This window comes from Leucobacter sp. BZR 635, assembly GCF_048061935.2.
In the GTDB taxonomy this organism is placed as follows: Bacteria; Actinomycetota; Actinomycetes; order Actinomycetales; family Microbacteriaceae; genus Leucobacter.
In genome coordinates, this window is record NZ_JBLUNZ020000004.1 from 115,849 (window position 1) to 135,482 (window position 19,634).

Genomic DNA, 19,634 nt, shown 5'->3' on the forward strand with positions numbered 1-19,634 from the left:
GGGGCGCAGCGAGTAATTGGGAGGGTTCCTCCAACCTACCGAGTTAGGCGAGGTTTGTGAACAGCCCGGTGTGGTGCGTGGTTAGCCTGACAGTGCTTGGCGCTTCTCCGAGCGCTTCTCCGAGCGCTTCGCCCAGCGCACGAGCGGCTGCAGGATCGCGATGAGCTCGGCACCGGAGTCTGTGAGAGCGTAGCGGATCTGCACCGGTGTGCTCGGGATCACGGTGCGCGTGACGAGTCCCTGGGTCTCGAGCTCGCGCAGCCGGGCGGCGAGCAGCCGATCGGAGATGCCGTCGACGCTCGCGTGTAGCTCGGAAAAGCGCTCTGCCCCGCGGGCTAGTGCGAGGAGGATCGCGGCCGTCCACTTGCGGCCGGCGAGCTCGGCCGCCTCTCGAAACAGTCTGCACTCAGCGTCGTCGATCGCGTGCGGGCTGTTGTGGTTGGCGGGAGCGGGGGAGGCTGGGGCGAGGGCAGTGGGACTCATGCTTACTAATGGTAAGTGGCTAACCTGGGAATTGAGTGCGGCGCATGAGTGCCCGAGAGTTGTAACTACACAGCACTACCTCGGAGGAGAACAGCATGCAGCTGGGCGTCTACAGTTTCGGTAACCAGGCAGCGGATCCCGCGACGGGCAAGCTCGCGAGCACCGCCCAGGCACAGCGCGACCTCCTCGAAGCGATCGTGCTCGCAGACCAGGTCGGGCTCGAGTTCTTCGGCATTGGCGAGCATCACACCGAAGAAATGCCTGCCTCCGCCGCCGCAGTCGTGCTCGGGGCAGCCGCCTCGGCAACGAAGCGCATCCGACTCGGAAGTGCGGTGACCGTGCTGAGCACCGACGATCCCGTGCGCGTGTTCCAGCAGTTTGCCACGCTCGACGCGCTCTCCGGCGGCCGGGCAGAGATTACGGCTGGGCGCGGATCCTCAATCGAATCGTATCCACTCTTCGGTTACAAGCTCGAAGACTACGACCGGCTCTACAGCGAGAAGCTCGAGCTGCTGCTCAAGGTCAACGAGTCGCCGAGCGTGAGCTGGTCAGGCACCGTCCGCCCCGCCCTCGACGAGCAGCTCGTCGTGCCCCGACCCGACCGGGGCTCGCTGCCGATCTGGCTCGGCACCGGCGGCAGCCCCAACTCGACAGTTCGCGCAGGACAGCTGCAGCTGCCGGTCTCATACGGCATCCTCGGGGGAGACCCGGCGCGGTTCAAGGCACTCGCCGAGCTCTACCGCCGGGCCTGGCAGGCAGGGCCGGCAACGAGCCGGCAGCCGCTCATCTCGGTCGGCAACCCCGGGTTCATCGGCGAGACGAACAAGCAGGCACGCGATACGTTCTGGCCGACCTGGTACCGCACCATGGCCGACATCGGCCAGCGTCGCGGCTTCGCGCCGCCCGTGCGCGAGCACTTCGAGGTCGACGCCGAGCGCGGCGCGCTGTTCGTCGGCGAGCCCGAGCAGATCGCGGAGCGCATCATTCGCCTCCACGCGGCCATGGGGCACTCGCGCCAGTTCTTGCAGATGGACTTCCTTGGGCTCCCGCAGCGCCACCTGCTGCGCTCAATCGAGTTGCTGGGGACGCGGGTGAAGCCGCTCGTCGATGCCGAGCTCGGGGCCGAACCTGCGATCGTGCCGAACCCGCTCGGGCCTGTGAGTGAGGCCGCCCCGGCGGAATCCGCAATCGGGAGTGGTGCCGGTCAGGGCAGTCTGAACGGGCAACCCGGCATGAACGCTCAGCCCGAGGCGGACGCGCTGTGAGCGGCATTGCTGCGGGCGGTGTTGCTGTGAGCGGTGTTGCTGTGAGCGGTGTTGCTGTGAGGCGCGTTGCGATCCTCGGCGTTGGTAAGGTGGGCACCGCAATCGCCCGAGCCGCGCTGCACGCCGGACACGAGGTGACTATCGCGGGCTCCGGGGGCCCGGAGCCGGTGCGGTTTATCACCGAGATCATGGCCCCCGGCGTCGCCGTCGCGACCGCGGCCGAAGCGGTCGAGGGAAGCGAACTCGTTGTACTATCGATCCCGCTCCCGAAGCTCGCCTCGCTTGACCCGGAAATGCTGCGCGGGCGCATCGTCATCGATGCGATGAACCACTGGGAGCCGACCGACGGTGCACTGCCGGAACTCTTCGCTGGGGCGGCGAGCACCAGTGAGGCTGTGGCGCGGCACCTCGTGGGCGCGCGGGTCGTGAAGGCGCTCAACCACATCGGGTATCACGAGATGGAGTCCGATCGGCGCGAGGAGGGCGTAGCTGATAGGCGGGCGCTCGCCGCGGCCTCCGACGACCGCGAGGCAGCCGAGGCAGTCGCCGGTTTCGTGAGTAGTCTCGGCTTCGACGTGCACCCTGTGACCCCGCTCGCCGCGGGGCGCGCACTCGAACCTGGCTCGGAAATTTTCGCGGGCTCGTTCGGTGCCGCCGATGTGGCCGACCGTCTGCGCGAGGCGGTCGCGGCCCTAGCGGCTACCTCGGCCACCGCCCCAACCCCCGTTTAATCTATTCCGACCCTTGCACAGGGCTAGCTGGGGCCGGAACCAATTAATAGGGGCGGAAAGAATGGGGGAGAGACCTGACTCGGGCCGATGGGCCGATGGGGCCTGTGCCCGGGCACCCACGCACCCAGCGCCGTCCTTCCCGACCCCATTAAACGATTCTGAGTCTTGCGAGGCACTCGCAAGACTCAGAATCGATTAAACGGGGGTTGGGGGTGGGGCAGTCTGGTGCCTAGCCTCTGCGCCCCGCGCGCTCTCGGCTCGGGTTGCCAGGGGAGAGGTATCGCTCGAGCGAGTCGTCGAGCTCCTCCATCCACGGCGTGTGGTGCGTCGCCGCGATCGTGCCGGTCATGACTGAGCGGTAGCAGATGTCGCGGTAGCCCAGGATGTCCTTGCGCTTGTCGTTCGTCCAGCGAATGAAGATGTCGCTGACCTCGTCGATATCGAAGGTGGGGTAATCGGTCGCGTCCATGAGGTCGCGCACGTAGTCCGCCTGGTAACGAATCTGGTCGGGTGCGTTCGTGGGGGTCTTCGCGTAGCGGTTCTGCCACACCGTCATCGAGCGCTTGCGCTCACCCTCGGAGGGCAGCTCGGCGGTGCCGAGGATCAGGTCGCGCACGTACCAAGCCTGCGTGTCGAACATGTTGAACGTGAACCACTGGTCCTGCGCGCCGACATAGAAGAGTGCCGGGTTGTCGTGCCAGACGACGCCGCGGTACAGCCGCTCGGGGTACACCGTGTTCGGTCCGGAAACCGCGAACTCGCGCGGCAGGAACGGGTACTTGTGGACGTAGCCGGTGCAGAAGATTACCGCGTCAACGTGCTTGGATGAGCCGTCGCGGAAGAACGCGGTGTTCCCCTCGAAGCGCTCCACGCTGTGGCGCTCTTCAAAGCCCTTCGGCCAGTCGTAGCCCATGGGGGCGGTGCGGTAGCTCGCGGTGACCGAGCGCGCGCCCATCTTGTAGGCCTGGCTGCCGATATCTTCGGCCGAGTAGCTGGATCCAACGACGAGCACGTCCTTGCCGCCGAGCGACTCCGCGCCGCGGAAGTCGTGGGCGTGCGTGATGACGCCGGTGAACGTTTCGATGCCGTCCACCTCGGGAGTGAACGGGAAGGAGAAGTGCCCGCTCGCGACCACGACGTGGTCGAAGGTCTCGGTGGTTGTCTCCCCGGTGGGCAGATGCTCACTCGTCACGCTGAATAGCTCGGTCGTCTCATCAAACGAGACGAACCGCACCACGGTCGTGAAGCGAACGTACTTGCGCACGTCGCTCTGCTTCAGCCGGCCTGCGATGTAATCCCACAGCACCTCGCGGGGAGGGTACGACGAGATCGGGCGCCCGAAGTGGTCATCGAAGGAATAATCTGCAAACTCGAGGCCCTCCTTTGGGCCGTTCGACCAGAGGTTGCGGTACATGCTCGAGTGGACGGGCTCGCCGTACTCGTCGAGTCCGGTGCGCCAGGAGTAGTTCCACTGACCGCCCCAGTCCGACTGTTTCTCGAAGCAGACAAGCTCAGGGATCTCGATGCCCTGCCGCTCCGCTGACTCAAATGCTCGAAGCTGGGCCATTCCGCTCGGGCCCGCCCCAATGATTGCTACTCGTTTCTTCTCGCTCACGTCACTACACTTCCTCACTCATTTGTGGCGCACAGGCGCGCGTTGGGGCGCGCCTGACCGCCGCATCGGTTGTTGACAACCGTGCTACTGGGCGGGCCCGGGTGGCCGCACCGCGTTGCGAAGCGCAGACAGGAGATTTCCCAATCTCAACCATCCGTCGGCTAGCAACCTTCCAACCATAGCATTTGTGTAGAAAGAATGTAGGAAAAGCAGGGTGATCTGGGGGTTTTGCGCACAAACGGGCCGCGCTCTCGCGGTATGCGATTGCGCGGCCCGTGACGGCGGCGGGGTGCTCTCGGTGCGTGCGAGCGCCCGGGAATGAGCCGAACGAGCTACAGGATGATGATCCAGAGTGTGGCGACGGCGAGGCCGAGCAGCATGAGTACGACGTTCTTGGCGAACGGCTCATCGAGCTTCTTGTGGGCGAAGATTGCGAGAAATTGGATCAGTGCCAGGCCAATTGCGGCGATCGGGGCGAGCGCCGGCACGAAGCCGGTGAGGGGTGCCGCAATGACCGCCACCGCGCCGAGTACCTCTGCGGCGCCGATGAGGTTCACCTGCGCCGGGGTGAATGCCTGCAGCGTGGCCATCGGCATTTCTGCGAGGGGCTTCGCGAGTTTCATGCCGCCAGCCATGAGAAACATGAGGGCGAGCACTCCGGAGAGCACCCAGGTAATGACAGTAAGGACAAGCACGAATCGAACTCCAAAGGTAACTATTGGTAACTGAGGTACAGTGAGTAAGTATCGACCACGAGGGGTCAGGCACTGCAACGTGACCGAGTTACCCGCGTGTAACCGGGGTCAGTTTCGAGGCAACAATGAGCGACAGGGGAACCGTGATGCGGCAACAGCAGACAGCGCCGAACGAGTCTGCCGACAACGTTTGCATGCAGGTGATTTGCGCGGTCGAGGGGGATCAAGCAGAGGTGTTTCGCTCGATCCTCAGCAGAGTGGGCGACAAGTGGAGCATGATGCTCATCGGGATGCTCCAGCACGGCCCGTACCGCTTCACTGAGCTCAAGCGCATGACGCCGGGCATTTCGGCACGGATGCTCACGTTCACGCTGCGACAGCTCGAGCGCGACGGACTCGTGCAGCGCACGGTGTACGCCGAGATCCCGCCGCGGGTGGAGTACCAGGCGACGCCGCTCGGGCGCACGCTCATCGACCCGGTGATGGCGCTCGCGCAGTGGGCTTCGACGCACCAGACGGAGATCGTCGCATTCCGTGACGAGTACGACCTCGCACAGGAGGGCGACCGCCCGGCTCGGTCATAGGGTTCGGGCGCTTCATCGTTCAAGGGGGTCGTAGCTTCCGGGGCACACCGGAAGGTGGGAGAATCCGCCGAAGCACCACCTTCCTGCAAGAGCACCCCCTTTCTACGCGTAAAAAGGGGGTGCTCTTGCAGGAAGGTGGTGCTTCGGCGGAGCTGGACCAGTGATCGGGCTTGCGGACTACCTGAGATCCAGGCGACGCCGCTACGCGAGAAGCGCCGCCCCCAACGTTTCCCCGCTTGCGAACCCGGGCAACACCGCGAACACGGCGGATCCGGTGTGCGTCACCCACTCGTTGAGCATGTCGGCCTCGTCGAGTCGCTGCTGGATCGGCACGAACTGCGTGAGTGGATCGCGCTGGTAGCAGCCGAACAGCAGCCCGGCTTCCTGCCCGTCGTCGTAGTTCACGGCGCGGCGCACGATCCGCTCCTTCGGGTCGTCGGATTTCGCGCGCCTGATGTGCGCTGCCGAGGGGATAATCGGCAGCCCAAGCGCGTTTTTCGCGTCGAAATCGGCCGGGGCATGCTCGCCGCCGGATGGATCGTTGATCGGCGCACCGTCGCTGAGGGTGCGGCCAATCGTCTGCTCTCGCCCGGGCCGGTCAACGCGGTCCCACGTGTCGAGTTCCATCCGGATCCGCCTGAGCACGAACGCGGATCCGCCCGCGAGCCACGGCTGGCCGTCGCCCGCGCCGATCCAGATGAGCGGGTCGAAATCGGCGTCGCTCGGCTCCGGATTCACGGTGCCGTCGACCTGGCCCATGAGGTTGCGCATCGTGGTGCCCTTTGCCTCCGAGCCGCGCGACTGGCGAAAACCCTGCTGCACCCAGGCGACCTCGGCGAACCGGTCGAGGTCGCGGTGCAGCATGCGTGCGGCATGCGCGAGGGGGAGCGGATCGTCGGCCTGAACGATCAGGAGCAGATCGCCATCGTCGTAGCCGTTGCCGAGCTGGTCGAGCTGGAACTTCGGCAGCGGCGCGAGCCATGCCGGGCGCTTACCAGGATCGACGCGGTCGACGAGCTGCGGCCCCACGCCAACGGTGATCGATAGCCGCGCTGGGCGAGCGGCGAGTTCTGGCTCCGGATCGGCGAGCGGGCCGACGCCGGCGGTCAGCGCTTCGATATCGCCCGTGAGGATGCGGAACATTCGCGCGATGGCCTCACGGCCCGTCTCCGGACGCAGCGTGTACGCGATGTGCCGCACGTGCGTGGCGGGGACGGTGACGATACCCGCCTGGTGGGTTCCATGGCAGGGAAGTGCTTCGCCGCCAAAACCGGGTGCCACCGAGGTTTCGCCAAGCGTCGGTTGCACGGACGGGTCGAAGCCCGGCTCTTTCGCGCGATCCAGCTCGGCGAGGCGATAGCCGCCCGCGACGCCGCCTGCGCCGCCGAGCAGCGCCCCGACACCCGCGCCAACCGCGCCCCCCGTGAGGAGGGCGCGGCGGCTCAAGCGGTGTGCTTGCTCTTTAGCCATGGTCCATCTCGTCGGAACCCTCCGACATGTCCATGTCGCCGTGATCCATGTCCATGTCGCCGTGATCCATTTCGATGTCGTCGTAGCTCTCGTTTGCGCCCGAGGTGTCCTTGACAAGTGCCACGATGTCGAGCTTGCTGCCGTCGGAGAACGTCAGCGTGACGGTCACGTCGTCGCCCGGGGACAGCGGCGCGGCGATGTCCATGAGCATGATGTGGTTGGCTCCCGGCTCGAGCAGCAGCGAGCCGCCCGCGGGAACAGTGACATCGCCCTGGATCTTCCGCATCTTGCCGTCGACGACCTCGTGGAGCTCGGTGACCCCCGCGACATCGCTTTCGAGCGCGGTGATCACGAGATCTTCATCGCCGTGGTTTTCGATGGTGCCGAAGACGCCGCTCATTGCCTCGCCCGGCTTTACATCGGGATCGGTGGCCTTCACCCAGGTGTCTTGCGCGGTGACGACGGCCTGCTGGCCCTGTTCCGCGGTGTTCGCGGCTGGATCCTTCGGGGGCTCCGCCGACGAGCAGCCGGTGAGGGTGAGTGCGAATGCGGCAGCGGTGGCGGCAAGGCCAACCGCCGCACGGCGCGAGCGCTGGGTGCGGTGTGTGGTGAACATGGATTACTCCTCGGTATCGCGGGGGCTCTGGCCCTCCGCAGAGGATGCGCTCTTGCGCATCCGAATAAACATGGGAATGGCGACGGCGACGGCGACAATTGCCGCCGCACCGATCGCGAGGGGGAGTGAGAGGCCGGAACCCGCTGCGTCCTGGGTGCCGTCTGCGGCACCCTCGGCGGGCTCTTCCTCGGCCTCGGCTTCTCCCGTGTAGGGGAGGACTTCGCCAGCTTGACCGTTCTCGATGTCGAAGGTGAAGCCACCCTCAATCGGGTGCCCGTCGCTCGACACCACGCGCCATGCCGACGTGTAGTTGCCGTCGCTGAGCGGGGTCTTGAACGCTTGCGTGACATCTCGCCCGCTGAAAGTGGGAAGCCCGTTGGTGGCGTCGCCCCCGTCTGGGGCCGTCACGTGAATCTCGGTGCCGACCTCAAGCACATTGTCGCTGAAGGTGAGCCTGAGAGCGGAAGGTTCTCCGCTGTCGGTGGTCTGCACTTCAACGTCGATGAGTTGGTCGTGTGCCTGTGCAGGGCTTGACGGGGTCAAGAACACTGCGAATGCGAGGCCAAGGAGTACCGCGAATACTGCGGCGGCGACTACCTGCGGCCAGCGCGTGACGGCCTGGAATTGGGTATGCGTATGCATAGGTGATCCTGTCTCTTCTCGGAAGAAACCGAGAGATATTCCTGTTGTGCTAGAGCTGTGGCGACGTGGATGCGACGGGTGGCCCGCGCAGTGACCAGGACGCATACGTCAGCAGCTGGTCGCGGAGGATCGGTGCCGCACGCGGCACAGGAGGCAATTCACGGCGTTCGAACGCCGCGAGGCTAAAGGGCTGGGGAAGCGCGCGTCGGATCGAACGGCCAAGCGCAATCACCGCGCGTTCGCCACGCGCGACCAAGACCGTTGACAACACGGCCGCGACGGCGTGCAACGTCCACATCAGTGTGTCTGCTGATCCGGCCTCGACCACCGAGGGAACGAATCGCTCAAGTGAGGCGAGGTGCGCCGCGTGCGAGCCCATCGGAAACTTCGAGGCCCCCGAAAGCGCAGTCGTGACGCCGATGCCCGCGAACGCCCAGTGGTACATGAACTGGCTCGCGCCAACCGCGAGGCCCACGCGCCAGAGCGACTCGGTCTTACCCGCGAGCGCGACGCAGAACGGCAACGCGATGACCGCGGTGACGAGCACCGCGAACGCGGAGACTTCTCCGCCAGCGAGCGAGTGCGAGGCGGCAGCGAGGACCGTCGAGAGCGCAGCACCAATCACGCCGCGGGCGGTACGCGCCGCGCGACTGAGGGGCTGCTGTCGCCGAGCCATACTGCAATCCTAACCTGCGAAACCTGAGCGGCTCCGGTGCTCCTTTTGCAGCTGGGGCCGCTCCGGGCGATCCACGGTAGGCTTGATCCTCGTGTCAGACAACACCACGAACCCCAATCCGATTTCGCAGGAAGCGGTCGATGCCGCTGTAGCTGAGGCGCTCGCGGCATTTACCGCGGCCGACTCAGTCGCGGCCCTGAAAACCGCAAGAACCGAGCATGCCGGCGACGACTCAGCCATCGCCAAGCTCAACGCGCTCATGCGCGAGGTTCCCAAGGAAGAGAAGGCTGCAACCGGCAAGATCATGGGCCAGGCCCGTGGCCGGCTTGAGGGTGCGTTTAAGAGCCGCGAGAGCGAGCTCGCAGCCGTCGAAGCTGCAGCACGGCTCGTCGCGGAGACCGTCGACGTCACGCAGGCTCCCGTGCGCCGCCGCGCCGGTACCCGCCACCCCCTCGAGCAGCTCAAGGAGGAAGCCGGTGACATCTTCATCGGCATGGGCTGGGAGATCGCGGAGGGCCCCGAGATCGAGCACGAGTGGTTCAACTTCGACGCCCTCGGCTTCGATCCTGACCACCCGGCGCGTGCAATGCAGGACACGTTCCTCATCGACCCCGCAGACCGGCACCTGCTGCTGCGCACCCACACCTCGCCCGTGCAGATCCGCTCGCTGCTGGGCCGCGAGCTGCCCGTGTACGTCGTGGCCCCCGGCCGCACGTTCCGCACCGACGAACTCGACGCGACCCACACTCCGGTGTTCAACCAGATCGAGGGCATCGCGATCGATCGCGGGCTGACGATGGCGCACCTGCGCGGCACGCTCGAGCACTTCGCGCGCCAGATGTTCGGTGCCGAGGCGAAGATCCGCCTGCGCCCGAACTTCTTCCCCTTCACTGAGCCGTCCGCCGAGATGGACGTGTGGCAGCCGAACGCCAAGGGCGGGGCTCGCTGGGTCGAGTGGGGCGGCTGCGGCATGGTCGATTCGAACGTACTCGCCGCGGCAGGCATCGACCCGACCGAATACCAGGGCTTCGCCTTCGGTATGGGAATTGAGCGCACGCTCCAGTTCCGCAACGACCTCAACGACATGCGAGACATGGTTGAGGGCGACATTCGTTTCAACGCACAGTTCGGAGGCCTCGTCTAATGCGGATCCCACTCAGCTGGCTCGGCGAGTTCGTCTCGCTGCCCGCAGATACCACCCCCGAGGACGTGCACGCGCAGCTCGTGAGCGTCGGCTTCGAGGAAGAATCGGTTCGCCGATTCGATCTCTCCGGCCCGCTCGTCGTCGGTGAGGTGCTCTCTGTTGAGCCCGAGCCGCAGTCGAACGGCAAGACCATCAACTGGTGCCAGGTGCGCGTCGCCCCCGAGAGTGAGACCGCTGCCGACGGCGGCGAAGACGTGCGCGGCATCGTCTGCGGTGCGCACAACTTCGGCCCGGGCGACAAGGTCGTTGTGACCCTGCCCGGTGCCGTGCTGCCCGGCGACTTCAAGATCGCCGCGCGCAAGACCTACGGCCACGTGTCAGACGGCATGATCGCCTCCGCCCGCGAGCTCACGCTCGGCGAGGATCACGACGGCATCATCGTGCTGTCGCGTCTCGGCCTCGATCCCGCGATCGGCACCGACGCGCTCGAACTGCTCGGCCTCGCCGACACCGCGGTCGAGATCAACGTCACGCCCGACCGCGGCTACGCGTTCTCGGTGCGCGGCGTCGCCCGCGAGTACTCGCACGCAAGCGGATCGGCGTTCACCGATCCCGCAGCGATCGAGGTCACCCCGGCGGCGGGCTTCCCCGTGACGCTCGCCGACGATGCGCCGATCCGCGGGCATGAGGGGGCCACTGGCTTCATCACCCGCGTCGTGCGCGGCATCGATGCGACCAAGCCCACCCCGGCCTGGATGGTCGCGCGGCTGCAGCTCGCGGGCATCCGCGCGCTCACGCTGCCCGTCGACATCTCGAACTACGTGATGCTCGAGCTCGGCAACCCGCTGCACTCCTACGATCTCGGTAAGCTCCAGGGGGGCATCACAGTGCGCCGCGCCCGTGCCGGCGAGACGCTCGAGACGCTCGACGGCCAGGAGCGCAAGCTCCATGTCGAGGATCTGCTCATCACCGACGACTCGGGCCCGATCGGGCTCGCGGGCGTCATGGGCGGCGAGTCGACGAAGGTCGACGACGCGACGACCGACGTGCTCATCGAGGCGGCGACGTTCGATCCGATCACGATCGCGCGCACGCACCGTCGGCACAAGCTGCCGAGCGAGGCCTCGAAGCGCTTCGAGCGCGGCGTCGACCCGCTCGTCGCCCGGGCCGCGGCGCAGCGCATGGTGGATCTCCTCGTCGAGCTCGCCGGGGGCACCGTCGACGCGCTCGGCAGCGACCTGGTGGCTCCCTGGGAGCCCACCGAGGTGCTGCTGCCGATCGCGCGTGTGAACGGCCTGCTCGGAACGGATTTCAGTGACGACGAGGTGCGCGGCGCGCTCGCAACCATCGGGTGTACGGTCGCTGAGTCATCCGCGGGCACGCTCAGCGTCACCGCGCCGAGCTGGCGCTCGGACCTCACGCGTCCGGCAGACCTTGTGGAAGAAGTCGCGCGCATCGTCGGCTACGACCGGATCCCCTCGGAGCTCCCGGTCGCGCCCGCTGGCCGTGGCCTCACACGCTCGCAGCGGCTCCGCCGTCGCGCCGCGAACATCACGACGGCAGCTGGCTTCGATGAGGTGCAGAGCTATCCCTTCGTGTCGCGTGCACAGCTCGACAACTTCGGTGCTGGCGCTGAGCTTGCTGGGGAGCACTCGGCTGACGTCGACGCGATCCGCCTCGCGAACGCGCTCGACGGCGAGACCCCGTTCATGCGGCGCTCGCTGCTGCCAGGCCTCGTGACCGCTGCCCAGCGCAACGTGTCACGCGGTCTCACCGATCTCGCGCTCGTCGAGTTCGGGCGCGTGTTCGTGCCGCTCGCCGCGCCAAACGAGCTCGGCACGGCCACTGTTCCGCCGCTCGCGGCGCGCCCCTCTGCCGAGGTGCTCGCCGAGCTCAACGCGTCGATCCCGGAGCAGCCGCACTCGGCCGCAGCACTGCTTATCGGTGATGCGATCGAAAAGCAGCCGGGGGAGCCCGGACGCGAGTACGACTGGGCCGACGCAATCGATGCCGCGCGCATCACCGCTGGCGCTGTCTCTGCTGAGCTGTCGGTTCGCCAGGGTGCGCACCGCGCGTTCCACCCGGGCCGCACCGCCGAGCTCGTGGTTGCCGGCGAGGTCGTTGGCGTTGCCGGTGAGCTGCTGCCGGAACTGGTTGCCGACTACCACCTGCCTGGCCGTGTCGCCGCCTTCGAGCTCAACCTCGAGCGCGTCATGGAGCTCGCCCCGCGCGAGCCCGCGACCGCGAACCTCTCGGGGTACCCCGCGGCGACGCAGGATCTCACGCTCGTGGTCTCGCTCGACGTGCCGGCTGCGGAGGTGCTCTCGACGGTCGTCGCGGGCGCAGGCGAGCTGCTTGAGCACGCACACATTGTCGCCGACTACCGCGGCCAGGGCATCGACGAGGGACAGCGCGCGCTCACGTTTGCGCTCCGGTTCCGCGCGAGCGACCGCACGCTGAAGGCTGAGGAAGCGAGCGAGGCGAAGCTTGCGGGCGTCGCCGCTGCAGAAGCAGCGTTCGGGGCGAAGCTGCGCGACTAGCGCTGCTGCGACGCCGCACGCGCCTTCGGGCCGCACCCGCCTACTAGGGGTCAGTTTGCGCCATGATTTCGGGGAGATCCCCGATTTTGTGGCGCAAACTGACCCCTAGTTGCGTGCGGGGAGGCACACGGTAGCGTTGTGGCTGTATACCCGGTGGGCGAACCCGCCAGCCGGGTTGCCCCGACGACGGAGGCTCGCATGCTCATCGCGATCGCAGGAAGTACCGGAACGGTTGGGAGACACCTTGTGCGCCTGGCGTTGGACGCGGGCGCAGATGTCCTCGCCCTAGCCCGTAACCCGCACGTAGGCGGTCCCGCCGCAGACCCCGCATCCGAGGGGCAGGGATCCCTCACCCGTATTGCGGCCGATCTCACGAGCGCAGAGCCGCTCGACCTGTCGGGTGTCGACGCGGTGATCGACGTCTCGGCGAGCGGCAAGCTCTCTGGCTCCCGCGAGTTCTTTGGCGCGGTCACCGAGAAGCTGTTGCGGGCCGGTACCGCGGCCAATGTGAGGCACTACGTCGCGCTCTCGATCGTCGGCGCAGCCGCCAACCCCTTCGGCTACTACGCGGGGAAAGCGCTCCAGGAACAGCTCATCGAGTCAGGCCCGCTGCCGTGGACAGTGCTAAGAGCCACCCAGTTCTTCGAGTTCGCCGAGCAGAGCTCAGTCTCAGTCGGGCGTTGGACGATCATCGCGAAGATGCGCACGCAGCCCGTCGCAGCTGAATCAGTAGCGCGGCGGTTGCTCGAGCTCGCGACTCGTCCGGCTCAGGGGAATGCGCGGGATCTCGCCGGGCCCGACGAACTCTGGCTCGCCGATCTCGGACGAATGGCGTTCGAGACCCACGGGCTCAGCCAGTCAGTAATCGAGCTTCCACTTCCAGGGAAGTTCGGGCGCGCGGTGCGTTCGGGCGGCTCCCTCCCGGGGCCCGACGTCGACATCGACAGCGTGAGCTACGAGGATTGGCTAGCTGCCGGCGCCCACTGACGTCGCGCTCCTTGCCGAAGGCTGCCGGGCGGGCGACCCGGCGAGGCTCCTGCCGGGCGGGCGACCCGGCGAGGCTCCCGCCGAGCGGGCGAATCAGCGAGGCCCCCGGGCGAGATCGCCGCCAACACCTGCTCTTTCCTCAGTGCCCGCACAGGAGTAGTGTGTCCCGCACAAATACTCACGCGTAAGGGAAGCTCGGTGACGCCATGACTCAGAAGATCATCCCCAATATCTGGTGCAATCGCACGGCCGAGCAAGCTGGCGACTTCTACGCCGAGGCTTTCCGCGGCGCCGGGTTCCAAGCTCAGTCAACGGTCTCGGCTCGCTACCCGAGCGAGGGCCTTCCCGACTTTCAGCGGGACTTCGCGGGGGAGGCGCTCGTCGTCGATGTCACCGTCGAGGACACCCAAATCGCACTCGTCAACGCTGGCCCCGAGTTCTCCCCGAACCCGTCGATCTCCTTCATGGTGAACTTTGACCCGATGATGTTCGCCGGCGACGCAGCTGAGGCGCGACGCCGGCTTGACGGGCTCTGGGAGGCGCTCGCCGCCGACGGCTTCGTGATGATGCCCCTCGGTGAGTACCCGTTCGCAGCACACTACGGCTGGGTGCAGGATCGCTTTGGGGTGAGCTGGCAGCTCATGCTCACGCGCCCCGAGGGCGATCCGCGCCCGTTCATCATTCCCGCGCTCATGTTCGATGGCCCGGCGCAGAACCGCGCGGCGGATGCTGCCGCCCGCTACGTCACACTCTTCGCGCACGTTCCCGGGGGAGCGGCGGTCGGCCTCCAGTCGCCCTACGGCCAAGCGATGGGCGATGCGACGCCTGAGGCGCTCGCGTTCGGCGAGTTCCGCATCGGGGAGCAGTGGTTCATGGCCTCGGACAACGGATCGGGAACCGATCACGGGTTCAGCTGCGGGGTCTCGTTGCAGGTGAACTGCACTGACCAAGCCGAGATTGACGCCCTGTGGGAGGGGCTATCTGCTGTGCCAGAGGCCGAGCAGTGCGGCTGGCTCGCAGACGAATTCGGGGTGAGCTGGCAGATCGTGCCGGCGAATATGGAGGAGCTCATGGGGCGCGAGGACTCATACGCGAAGCTCATGGCGATGAAAAAGATCGTCATCGCAGACTTCTGAGCGCGCCCGCCGGGCAACTCGGGGAGCGGATCGGGGCCCCGGGGCTCGCCCGGACAGAGGCCGGTGGAACGCGGTGAGCGCGTTTGCGCGGCACGCGATAGCGTGGAGGTACGAACCCCACGCACACAGATCGTGCCCACAGATGGAGTAGAGATGTCAGAGCAGACCGAGTACACCGCGATCATCACCGAGACACACGGCCGCGTCGCCACCATCACCCTGAACCGCCCCGAGGCGCTCAACGCGCTGAGCAACACGCTCATCAGTGAACTTGTTTCGGCGGCCGCGGGCTTCGACGCCGACCCGAACATCGGAGCGATCATCATCACCGGCTCGGAGCGTGCGTTCGCGGCCGGTGCCGACATCAAGGGCATGCTCGAGCTCGAGTACTCCGACGTGCTCGCGGGCGGCGTCTTCCCGTCGTGGGGTGGCCTCGAGCAGATGCTCACCCCGACAATCGCGGCGGTCTCTGGCTTCGCCCTCGGTGGGGGCTGCGAGCTCGCGATGATGTGCGACATTATTATCGCCGGTGACAACGCGAAGTTCGGGCAGCCCGAGATTAACCTCGGTGTGATCCCCGGTTTCGGCGGCACGCAGCGCCTGCCCCGCGCGATCGGAAAGTACAAGGCAGCAGACATGGTGCTCACGGGCCGCATGATGGACGCGGAGGAGGCCGAGCGCTCGGGCCTCGTCTCTCGCGTCGTGCCCGCCGCCGAGCTGCTCGACGTCGCGAAGCAGACCGCAGAGCTGATTGCCTCGAAGCCCCTGCCGGCGGTCCAGGCCGCCAAGAACGCGCTGCAGGCGGCAGAGGAGTCGTCGCTCGCGGAGGGACTTCGCGTCGAGCGGATCGCGTTCGCAGCGCTCTTCGCGACGGAGGATCAGACCGAGGGGATGCGCGCGTTCGCAGAGAAGCGCGAAGCGAACTTCAAGCACCGCTAGGCCCCGACGGGTAGCTGCTGGGTGTGGGGGAGCGTTCCCCCCACCCGCGCCTCCCAGCGAAATCGGGTGCTGTGCCTCCACAAAATTCGGCCGCGGTCTTTCGGCGCGGCGCTTGGTGCCAGAATAGAGGTGCGCGAGAAAGGGTATTGATGACGTACAGTGTGGCGGTCGCCGGAGCGAGCGGGTATGCAGGAGGCGAGCTGCTGCGCTTGCTTGCGGATCACCCGGAGTTTGAGATTCGAACGGTCACCGGGCATTCAAACGCCGGCAAACCACTCATCGCATCGCAACCACACCTGCGATCGCTCGCGCATCTCACCCTGCGAGAGACCACTCCCGAGGTGCTCGACGGACACGACGTTGTGTTTTTCGCGCTGCCGCACGGCGCATCCGGGGCACTCACCGCTCAGCTGAAGAACGTGCGACTCGCGATCGACTGTGGCGCAGACCACCGGCTCACGAGCGAAGCAGACTGGGCCGCGTTCTACGGCGGCGACTTCAACGAGGCGTGGACGTACGGTGTGCCCGAACTCATTGTGGGGACCGGAGCATCCGCCGGCGAGCACCCTCGCCAGCGCGCAAACCTTGTCGGCGCGACCAAGATCGCCGCACCCGGCTGCAACGCCTCCACGGTCGCGCTGTCACTCGCACCCGGCATCGCCGCCGGCGTCATCGAGGCCAGCGATATTGTGACCGTGCTTGCCGTCGGCCCCTCGGGAGCGGGCAAGGCGGCGCACACACACCTGCTCGGCTCCGAGCTGATGGGCACCGCGAATCCGTACGCCGTTGGGGGCACCCACCGACACATCCCGGAGATCCAGCAGGCCCTGCGCGGCGCGGGTGCCGAGAACCCGACGCTGAGTTTCACCCCGGTGCTCGTCCCCATGAGCCGGGGCATCCTCGCAACGACGACCGCACGCATCGTGCCAGGCACGAGCGCCGCCGACGTGCGCGCAGCCTGGGAGCAGGCCTACGCCGACGAGACCTTCGTACACGTGCTCCCCGAGGGTGTCTTCCCGCGCACAGCCGACACGGTCGGAGCGAACACCTGCCTCATGGGCATTGCGATCGACGAGGCCGCCGGCCGGGTTGTCATCGTCGCTGCCGTCGACAACCTCGCCAAGGGCACGGCCGGCGCCGCGATCCAATCGGCAAACATCGCCCTTGGCATCCCAGAAGCCACCGGCCTGAGCGTGAATGGAGTCGCACCGTGACCGTAACCACCCCCGTAGGGTTCCGCTCCGCCGGAATCACCGTTGGCCTGAAGAGCACGGGCAAGCCAGACCTTGCGCTCGTCGTGAACGACGGTCCCGCGCCCGCGAGCGCCGTGGTGTTCACCTCGAACCGAGCCCAGGCAAACCCGATTCTCTGGAGCCGCAAGGTCGCCCAGAACGGGCCCGCCCGCGCGGTCATCCTGAACTCAGGCGGCGCGAACTGCTTCACCGGCGACTTCGGCTACGAGACTACCCGGCTCACCGCCGAGGCCGTCGCCCGCGAGCTCGCGGCGCAGTCAACGGGCACCGAGCAGACCCCGACCGACATGATCGACGAGGGGGCCGAGCGTGTGCTCGTCTGCTCGACCGGGCTCATCGGGACCGGCGATCAGTCTTTCCGCGACAAGATCGTGGACAACGTGCCCGCGCTCGTCGGCGCGCTCGCCGCAGATGACACCACGGCTCCTGCCGCGATCCTCACCACCGACTCCGTGGAGAAGACCGCGACCCATACCGGTGACGGTTGGACGATCGGCGCAATGGCGAAGGGCGCGGGCATGCTCGCACCGGGGCTTGCCACGATGCTCGTGGTGATCACGACCGACGCGCTCCTCGACAGCGAAGAGCTCGACGCTGCACTGCGGCGTGCCACCGCGGTGAGCTTCGATCGGCTCGACTCCGACGGCTGCATGTCGACGAACGACCAGGTGACTGTGCTGGCAAGTGGAGCCTCGGGCGTAGCGCCCGAGCTCACCGAGTTTGCCGCAGCCCTCGCCGGGGTGTGCGACGATCTCGCCGCCCAGCTGCAGCAAGACGCCGAGGGAGCAAGCCACGACATCGACATCGAGGTCCGCGGTGCCGCGAGCGTCGAAGATGCCCTCGAAGTGGGCCGCTCGGTCGCGCGCAACAACCTGTTCAAGGCCGCAATCTTCGGTAACGACCCGAACTGGGGCCGCGTGCTCGCCGCGATCGGCACCACCGAGGCAGCCTTCGACCCGTACGCAGTCGACGTGAGCTTCAACGGGGTGCGGCTCTGCCACGCAGGAGCTCCAGACCGCCCAGTCGAAGAGTGCGACCTCACGCCGCGCAAGACACACGTCGAGATCGAGCTGTTTGCGGGCTCGTTCGCCGCGACCGTGCGCACCAATGACCTCACGCACGACTACGTGCACGAGAATTCCGCGTACTCGAGCTAGGAGCCCCATGACGAACGTCACGACCCCCGTGGAACGCGGGCGGGCGGCCGAGAAAGCCGCCGTGCTCATTGAGTCGCTTCCGTGGCTGAAGAAGTTCCGCGACGCCATTATGGTGATCAAGTTCGGCGGCAACGCCATGGTTGACGACACGCTGTTGAAAGCGTTCGCCGAGGACGTGGTGTACCTCAGGCACACCGGTATCCGCCCGGTCATCGTGCACGGTGGCGGCCCACAAATCAACCGGATGCTCGAGCGTCTCGGCATCGAGAGCGAGTTTCAGGGCGGCTACCGGGTGACGACACCCGAGACGATGGACGTCGTGCGGATGGTGCTCACGGGCAAGGTGAATCCGGAGCTTGTCGACGAGATCAACGCACACGGCCCTCTTGCCTCGGGCACGACGGGCGAAGACGCCGGGCTGTTCATCGGCCGCAGGCGCGAGCCGATGGAGGTCGACGGTGAACTCGTTGATCTGGGGCGGGTGGGCGACATCGTTGGTGTGCGATCCGAGTCAGTGCTTGCGACGCTCGATGCCGGCTTGATCCCAGTCGTGTCCTCGATTGCGCCGGATGTGGATCGGCCGGGGGAGTCGCTGAACATCAACGCCGACGCGGCCGCGTCTGCGTTGGCCTCAGCGCTCGGAGCTGAAAAACTCGTGATCCTCACCGACGTCGCCGGCCTGTACTCAGACTGGCCGAACCGCGACTCGCTCGTCTCCTCGATCAGCTCTTCCGAGCTCGAAGCGATGCTCCCGTCGCTGGAATCAGGCATGATCCCGAAGATGCGCGCCTGCCTGGACGCCGTCCAGGGTGGGGTGCCGAAGGCTGCAATCATTGATGGGCGAGAGCCCCACTCCGTACTGCTCGAGATCTTCACGGAGCAGGGCATTGGCACGGAAGTCACGCCCGGCTAGTTTCGCAGTCGATCCCGGGGCAGCCGCCCCGGGGGATCTCGCCGCGGCGGTGATCGGAGCCGTCGCCGGCGGGGCCGTGTTCACCGCCCTCTACCCTGTGGGCGGAGCTGGCTGGTGGGGCTCTCCAGCTTGTGCACCCGGCGAACAATTGGGGTTGGCCTGGCTGTTCGCCCTCTGCGGCCACGCGAGCTTCGGTGCCTTCTCGCTCATCCTCGCGCGGGTGGACCTGCGAACGCAGACGCTCCCGAATAGGCTCGTGAGCTGGGCCACGATCGTCACGGTGCCGCTGCTAGCGGTAGCGGGGATCCTTCGCGGAGAGCGCGCGCAGCCTGGGGAAGTGCCGGCCACGACCGCCCTGCCCACGGACGCCCCGTGGGCAATGGCAACAGCCCTGCAAGCGGCGCAGAGCGCGGCGTCTCCTGCGGGGCCAATTACAGCGGCGCTGGTGCTCTCTGCGGCGGCCGCCATCGTGTGGGCCCTTCCGGGCCGCACGCTGGGAGGCGGTGACGTGAAACTCATGCCACTCGCTGTATACGCGGCAGTCTGCGCCCTCGGGGACGCCGCGTGGCCTGCGGGCGCAGTCGTCTTCGCTGGCGCGTTCTTGTTCGGGGTCTGTGCGCACGGGCTCCTCACCATCGCCCGAAAACAGCGCGCGTTTGCCGCGGGGCCGCTCATCCTTGCGAGCTCCTGGGTGACACTCGCGGCTGCACGGTTTATCGACAGCTGATGCCGAACCTCCGGCATGCCTGGTGCCAGGGAAATCGGGGCGCGCGCCGATAGGATGGAGG

Annotated in this window: 19 protein-coding genes; 12 read left to right on the forward strand and 7 right to left on the reverse strand. The window is 66.9% G+C overall.

Going from position 1 to position 19,634, the window contains the following annotated elements; all coding sequences use genetic code 11:
* Positions 1–81: 81 nt before the first annotated feature.
* Positions 82–483 (reverse strand): winged helix-turn-helix transcriptional regulator, encoded by a 402-nt coding sequence (locus tag ACI1US_RS00745; protein WP_461637339.1) that lies wholly within the window; start codon positions 481–483, stop codon positions 82–84.
* A 95-nt stretch (positions 484–578) separates the two neighbouring features.
* Here ACI1US_RS00745 and ACI1US_RS00750 point away from each other — a divergent pair, with 95 nt between their 5' ends.
* Together ACI1US_RS00750 and ACI1US_RS00755 are read left to right on the forward strand one after the other, a co-directional pair.
* Positions 579–1,748, forward strand: coding sequence for an LLM class flavin-dependent oxidoreductase (locus ACI1US_RS00750; RefSeq protein WP_461637341.1), 1,170 nt, complete (start codon positions 579–581; stop codon positions 1,746–1,748).
* Positions 1,745–2,479: an NADPH-dependent F420 reductase gene (locus ACI1US_RS00755; RefSeq protein WP_461637343.1), complete on the forward strand. Its 735-nt coding sequence runs from the start codon at positions 1,745–1,747 to the stop codon at positions 2,477–2,479. The genes ACI1US_RS00750 and ACI1US_RS00755 overlap by 4 nt, the downstream gene beginning before the upstream one ends.
* Before the next feature lie 229 nt (positions 2,480–2,708).
* Here ACI1US_RS00755 and ACI1US_RS00760 read toward each other — a convergent pair whose 3' ends face one another.
* Positions 2,709–4,046 (reverse strand): NAD(P)-binding domain-containing protein, encoded by a 1,338-nt coding sequence (locus ACI1US_RS00760; RefSeq protein ID WP_461637432.1) that lies wholly within the window; start codon positions 4,044–4,046, stop codon positions 2,709–2,711.
* A gap of 380 nt (positions 4,047–4,426) precedes the next feature.
* Complete coding sequence (locus ACI1US_RS00765; protein ID WP_461637345.1) at positions 4,427–4,789, reverse strand: DoxX family protein; 363 nt, start codon at positions 4,787–4,789, stop codon at positions 4,427–4,429.
* Positions 4,790–4,914: 125 nt separating this feature from the next.
* Here ACI1US_RS00765 and ACI1US_RS00770 point away from each other — a divergent pair, with 125 nt between their 5' ends.
* Entirely contained in the window at positions 4,915–5,373 is a 459-nt protein-coding gene (locus ACI1US_RS00770) for a winged helix-turn-helix transcriptional regulator (protein ID WP_461637347.1), read from the forward strand.
* A 201-nt stretch (positions 5,374–5,574) separates the two neighbouring features.
* Here ACI1US_RS00770 and ACI1US_RS00775 read toward each other — a convergent pair whose 3' ends face one another.
* The 4 genes from ACI1US_RS00775 to ACI1US_RS00790 are packed head-to-tail and all read right to left on the reverse strand — an operon-like array spanning position 5,575 to position 8,777.
* Positions 5,575–6,843, reverse strand: a complete 1,269-nt coding sequence (locus ACI1US_RS00775) for a Dyp-type peroxidase (protein ID WP_461637349.1) — start codon at positions 6,841–6,843, stop codon at positions 5,575–5,577.
* Complete coding sequence (locus ACI1US_RS00780) at positions 6,836–7,459, reverse strand: copper chaperone PCu(A)C (RefSeq protein WP_461637351.1); 624 nt, start codon at positions 7,457–7,459, stop codon at positions 6,836–6,838. The genes ACI1US_RS00775 and ACI1US_RS00780 overlap by 8 nt, the downstream gene beginning before the upstream one ends.
* A 3-nt stretch (positions 7,460–7,462) precedes the next feature.
* On the reverse strand, positions 7,463–8,101 hold the full coding sequence (locus tag ACI1US_RS00785) for a copper resistance CopC family protein (protein WP_461637353.1): 639 nt from the start codon (positions 8,099–8,101) through the stop codon (positions 7,463–7,465).
* 49 nt (positions 8,102–8,150) lie between these two features.
* On the reverse strand, positions 8,151–8,777 hold the full coding sequence (locus tag ACI1US_RS00790) for a hypothetical protein (protein ID WP_461637355.1): 627 nt from the start codon (positions 8,775–8,777) through the stop codon (positions 8,151–8,153).
* Positions 8,778–8,868: 91 nt separating this feature from the next.
* Between ACI1US_RS00790 and pheS the strand changes: the two genes are divergently transcribed.
* From pheS to ACI1US_RS00835, 9 genes are all read left to right on the forward strand, one after another.
* Positions 8,869–9,921 (forward strand): phenylalanine--tRNA ligase subunit alpha, encoded by a 1,053-nt coding sequence (gene pheS, locus ACI1US_RS00795; RefSeq protein ID WP_416549739.1) that lies wholly within the window; start codon positions 8,869–8,871, stop codon positions 9,919–9,921.
* Positions 9,921–12,461 carry a phenylalanine--tRNA ligase subunit beta gene (gene pheT, locus ACI1US_RS00800; RefSeq protein WP_416549737.1) on the forward strand — a complete coding sequence of 847 codons (2,541 nt, stop codon included), beginning with the start codon at positions 9,921–9,923 and terminating at the stop codon, positions 12,459–12,461. The genes pheS and pheT overlap by 1 nt, the downstream gene beginning before the upstream one ends.
* A gap of 138 nt (positions 12,462–12,599) precedes the next feature.
* A complete protein-coding gene (locus ACI1US_RS00805) occupies positions 12,600–13,448 on the forward strand; it encodes an SDR family oxidoreductase (RefSeq protein ID WP_461637357.1) in 849 nt (282 codons plus the stop codon).
* A 206-nt stretch (positions 13,449–13,654) separates the two neighbouring features.
* Complete coding sequence (locus ACI1US_RS00810) at positions 13,655–14,584, forward strand: VOC family protein (protein ID WP_416549736.1); 930 nt, start codon at positions 13,655–13,657, stop codon at positions 14,582–14,584.
* Between the two features lie 153 nt (positions 14,585–14,737).
* Positions 14,738–15,523 carry an enoyl-CoA hydratase-related protein gene (locus tag ACI1US_RS00815; protein WP_416549734.1) on the forward strand — a complete coding sequence of 262 codons (786 nt, stop codon included), beginning with the start codon at positions 14,738–14,740 and terminating at the stop codon, positions 15,521–15,523.
* Positions 15,524–15,672: 149 nt separating this feature from the next.
* A complete protein-coding gene (gene argC / locus ACI1US_RS00820; protein ID WP_416549733.1) occupies positions 15,673–16,737 on the forward strand; it encodes an N-acetyl-gamma-glutamyl-phosphate reductase in 1,065 nt (354 codons plus the stop codon).
* The gene (argJ, locus tag ACI1US_RS00825) at positions 16,734–17,933 is read left to right on the forward strand and encodes a bifunctional glutamate N-acetyltransferase/amino-acid acetyltransferase ArgJ (protein WP_416549732.1); all 1,200 of its coding nucleotides are present in this window, start codon (positions 16,734–16,736) and stop codon (positions 17,931–17,933) included. Before argC ends, argJ begins: the two co-directional genes overlap by 4 nt.
* A gap of 7 nt (positions 17,934–17,940) precedes the next feature.
* Positions 17,941–18,846 carry an acetylglutamate kinase gene (gene argB, locus ACI1US_RS00830; RefSeq protein ID WP_416549731.1) on the forward strand — a complete coding sequence of 302 codons (906 nt, stop codon included), beginning with the start codon at positions 17,941–17,943 and terminating at the stop codon, positions 18,844–18,846.
* The gene (locus ACI1US_RS00835; protein ID WP_461637361.1) at positions 18,821–19,573 is read left to right on the forward strand and encodes an A24 family peptidase; all 753 of its coding nucleotides are present in this window, start codon (positions 18,821–18,823) and stop codon (positions 19,571–19,573) included. The genes argB and ACI1US_RS00835 overlap by 26 nt, the downstream gene beginning before the upstream one ends.
* Positions 19,574–19,634 lie beyond the last annotated feature (61 nt).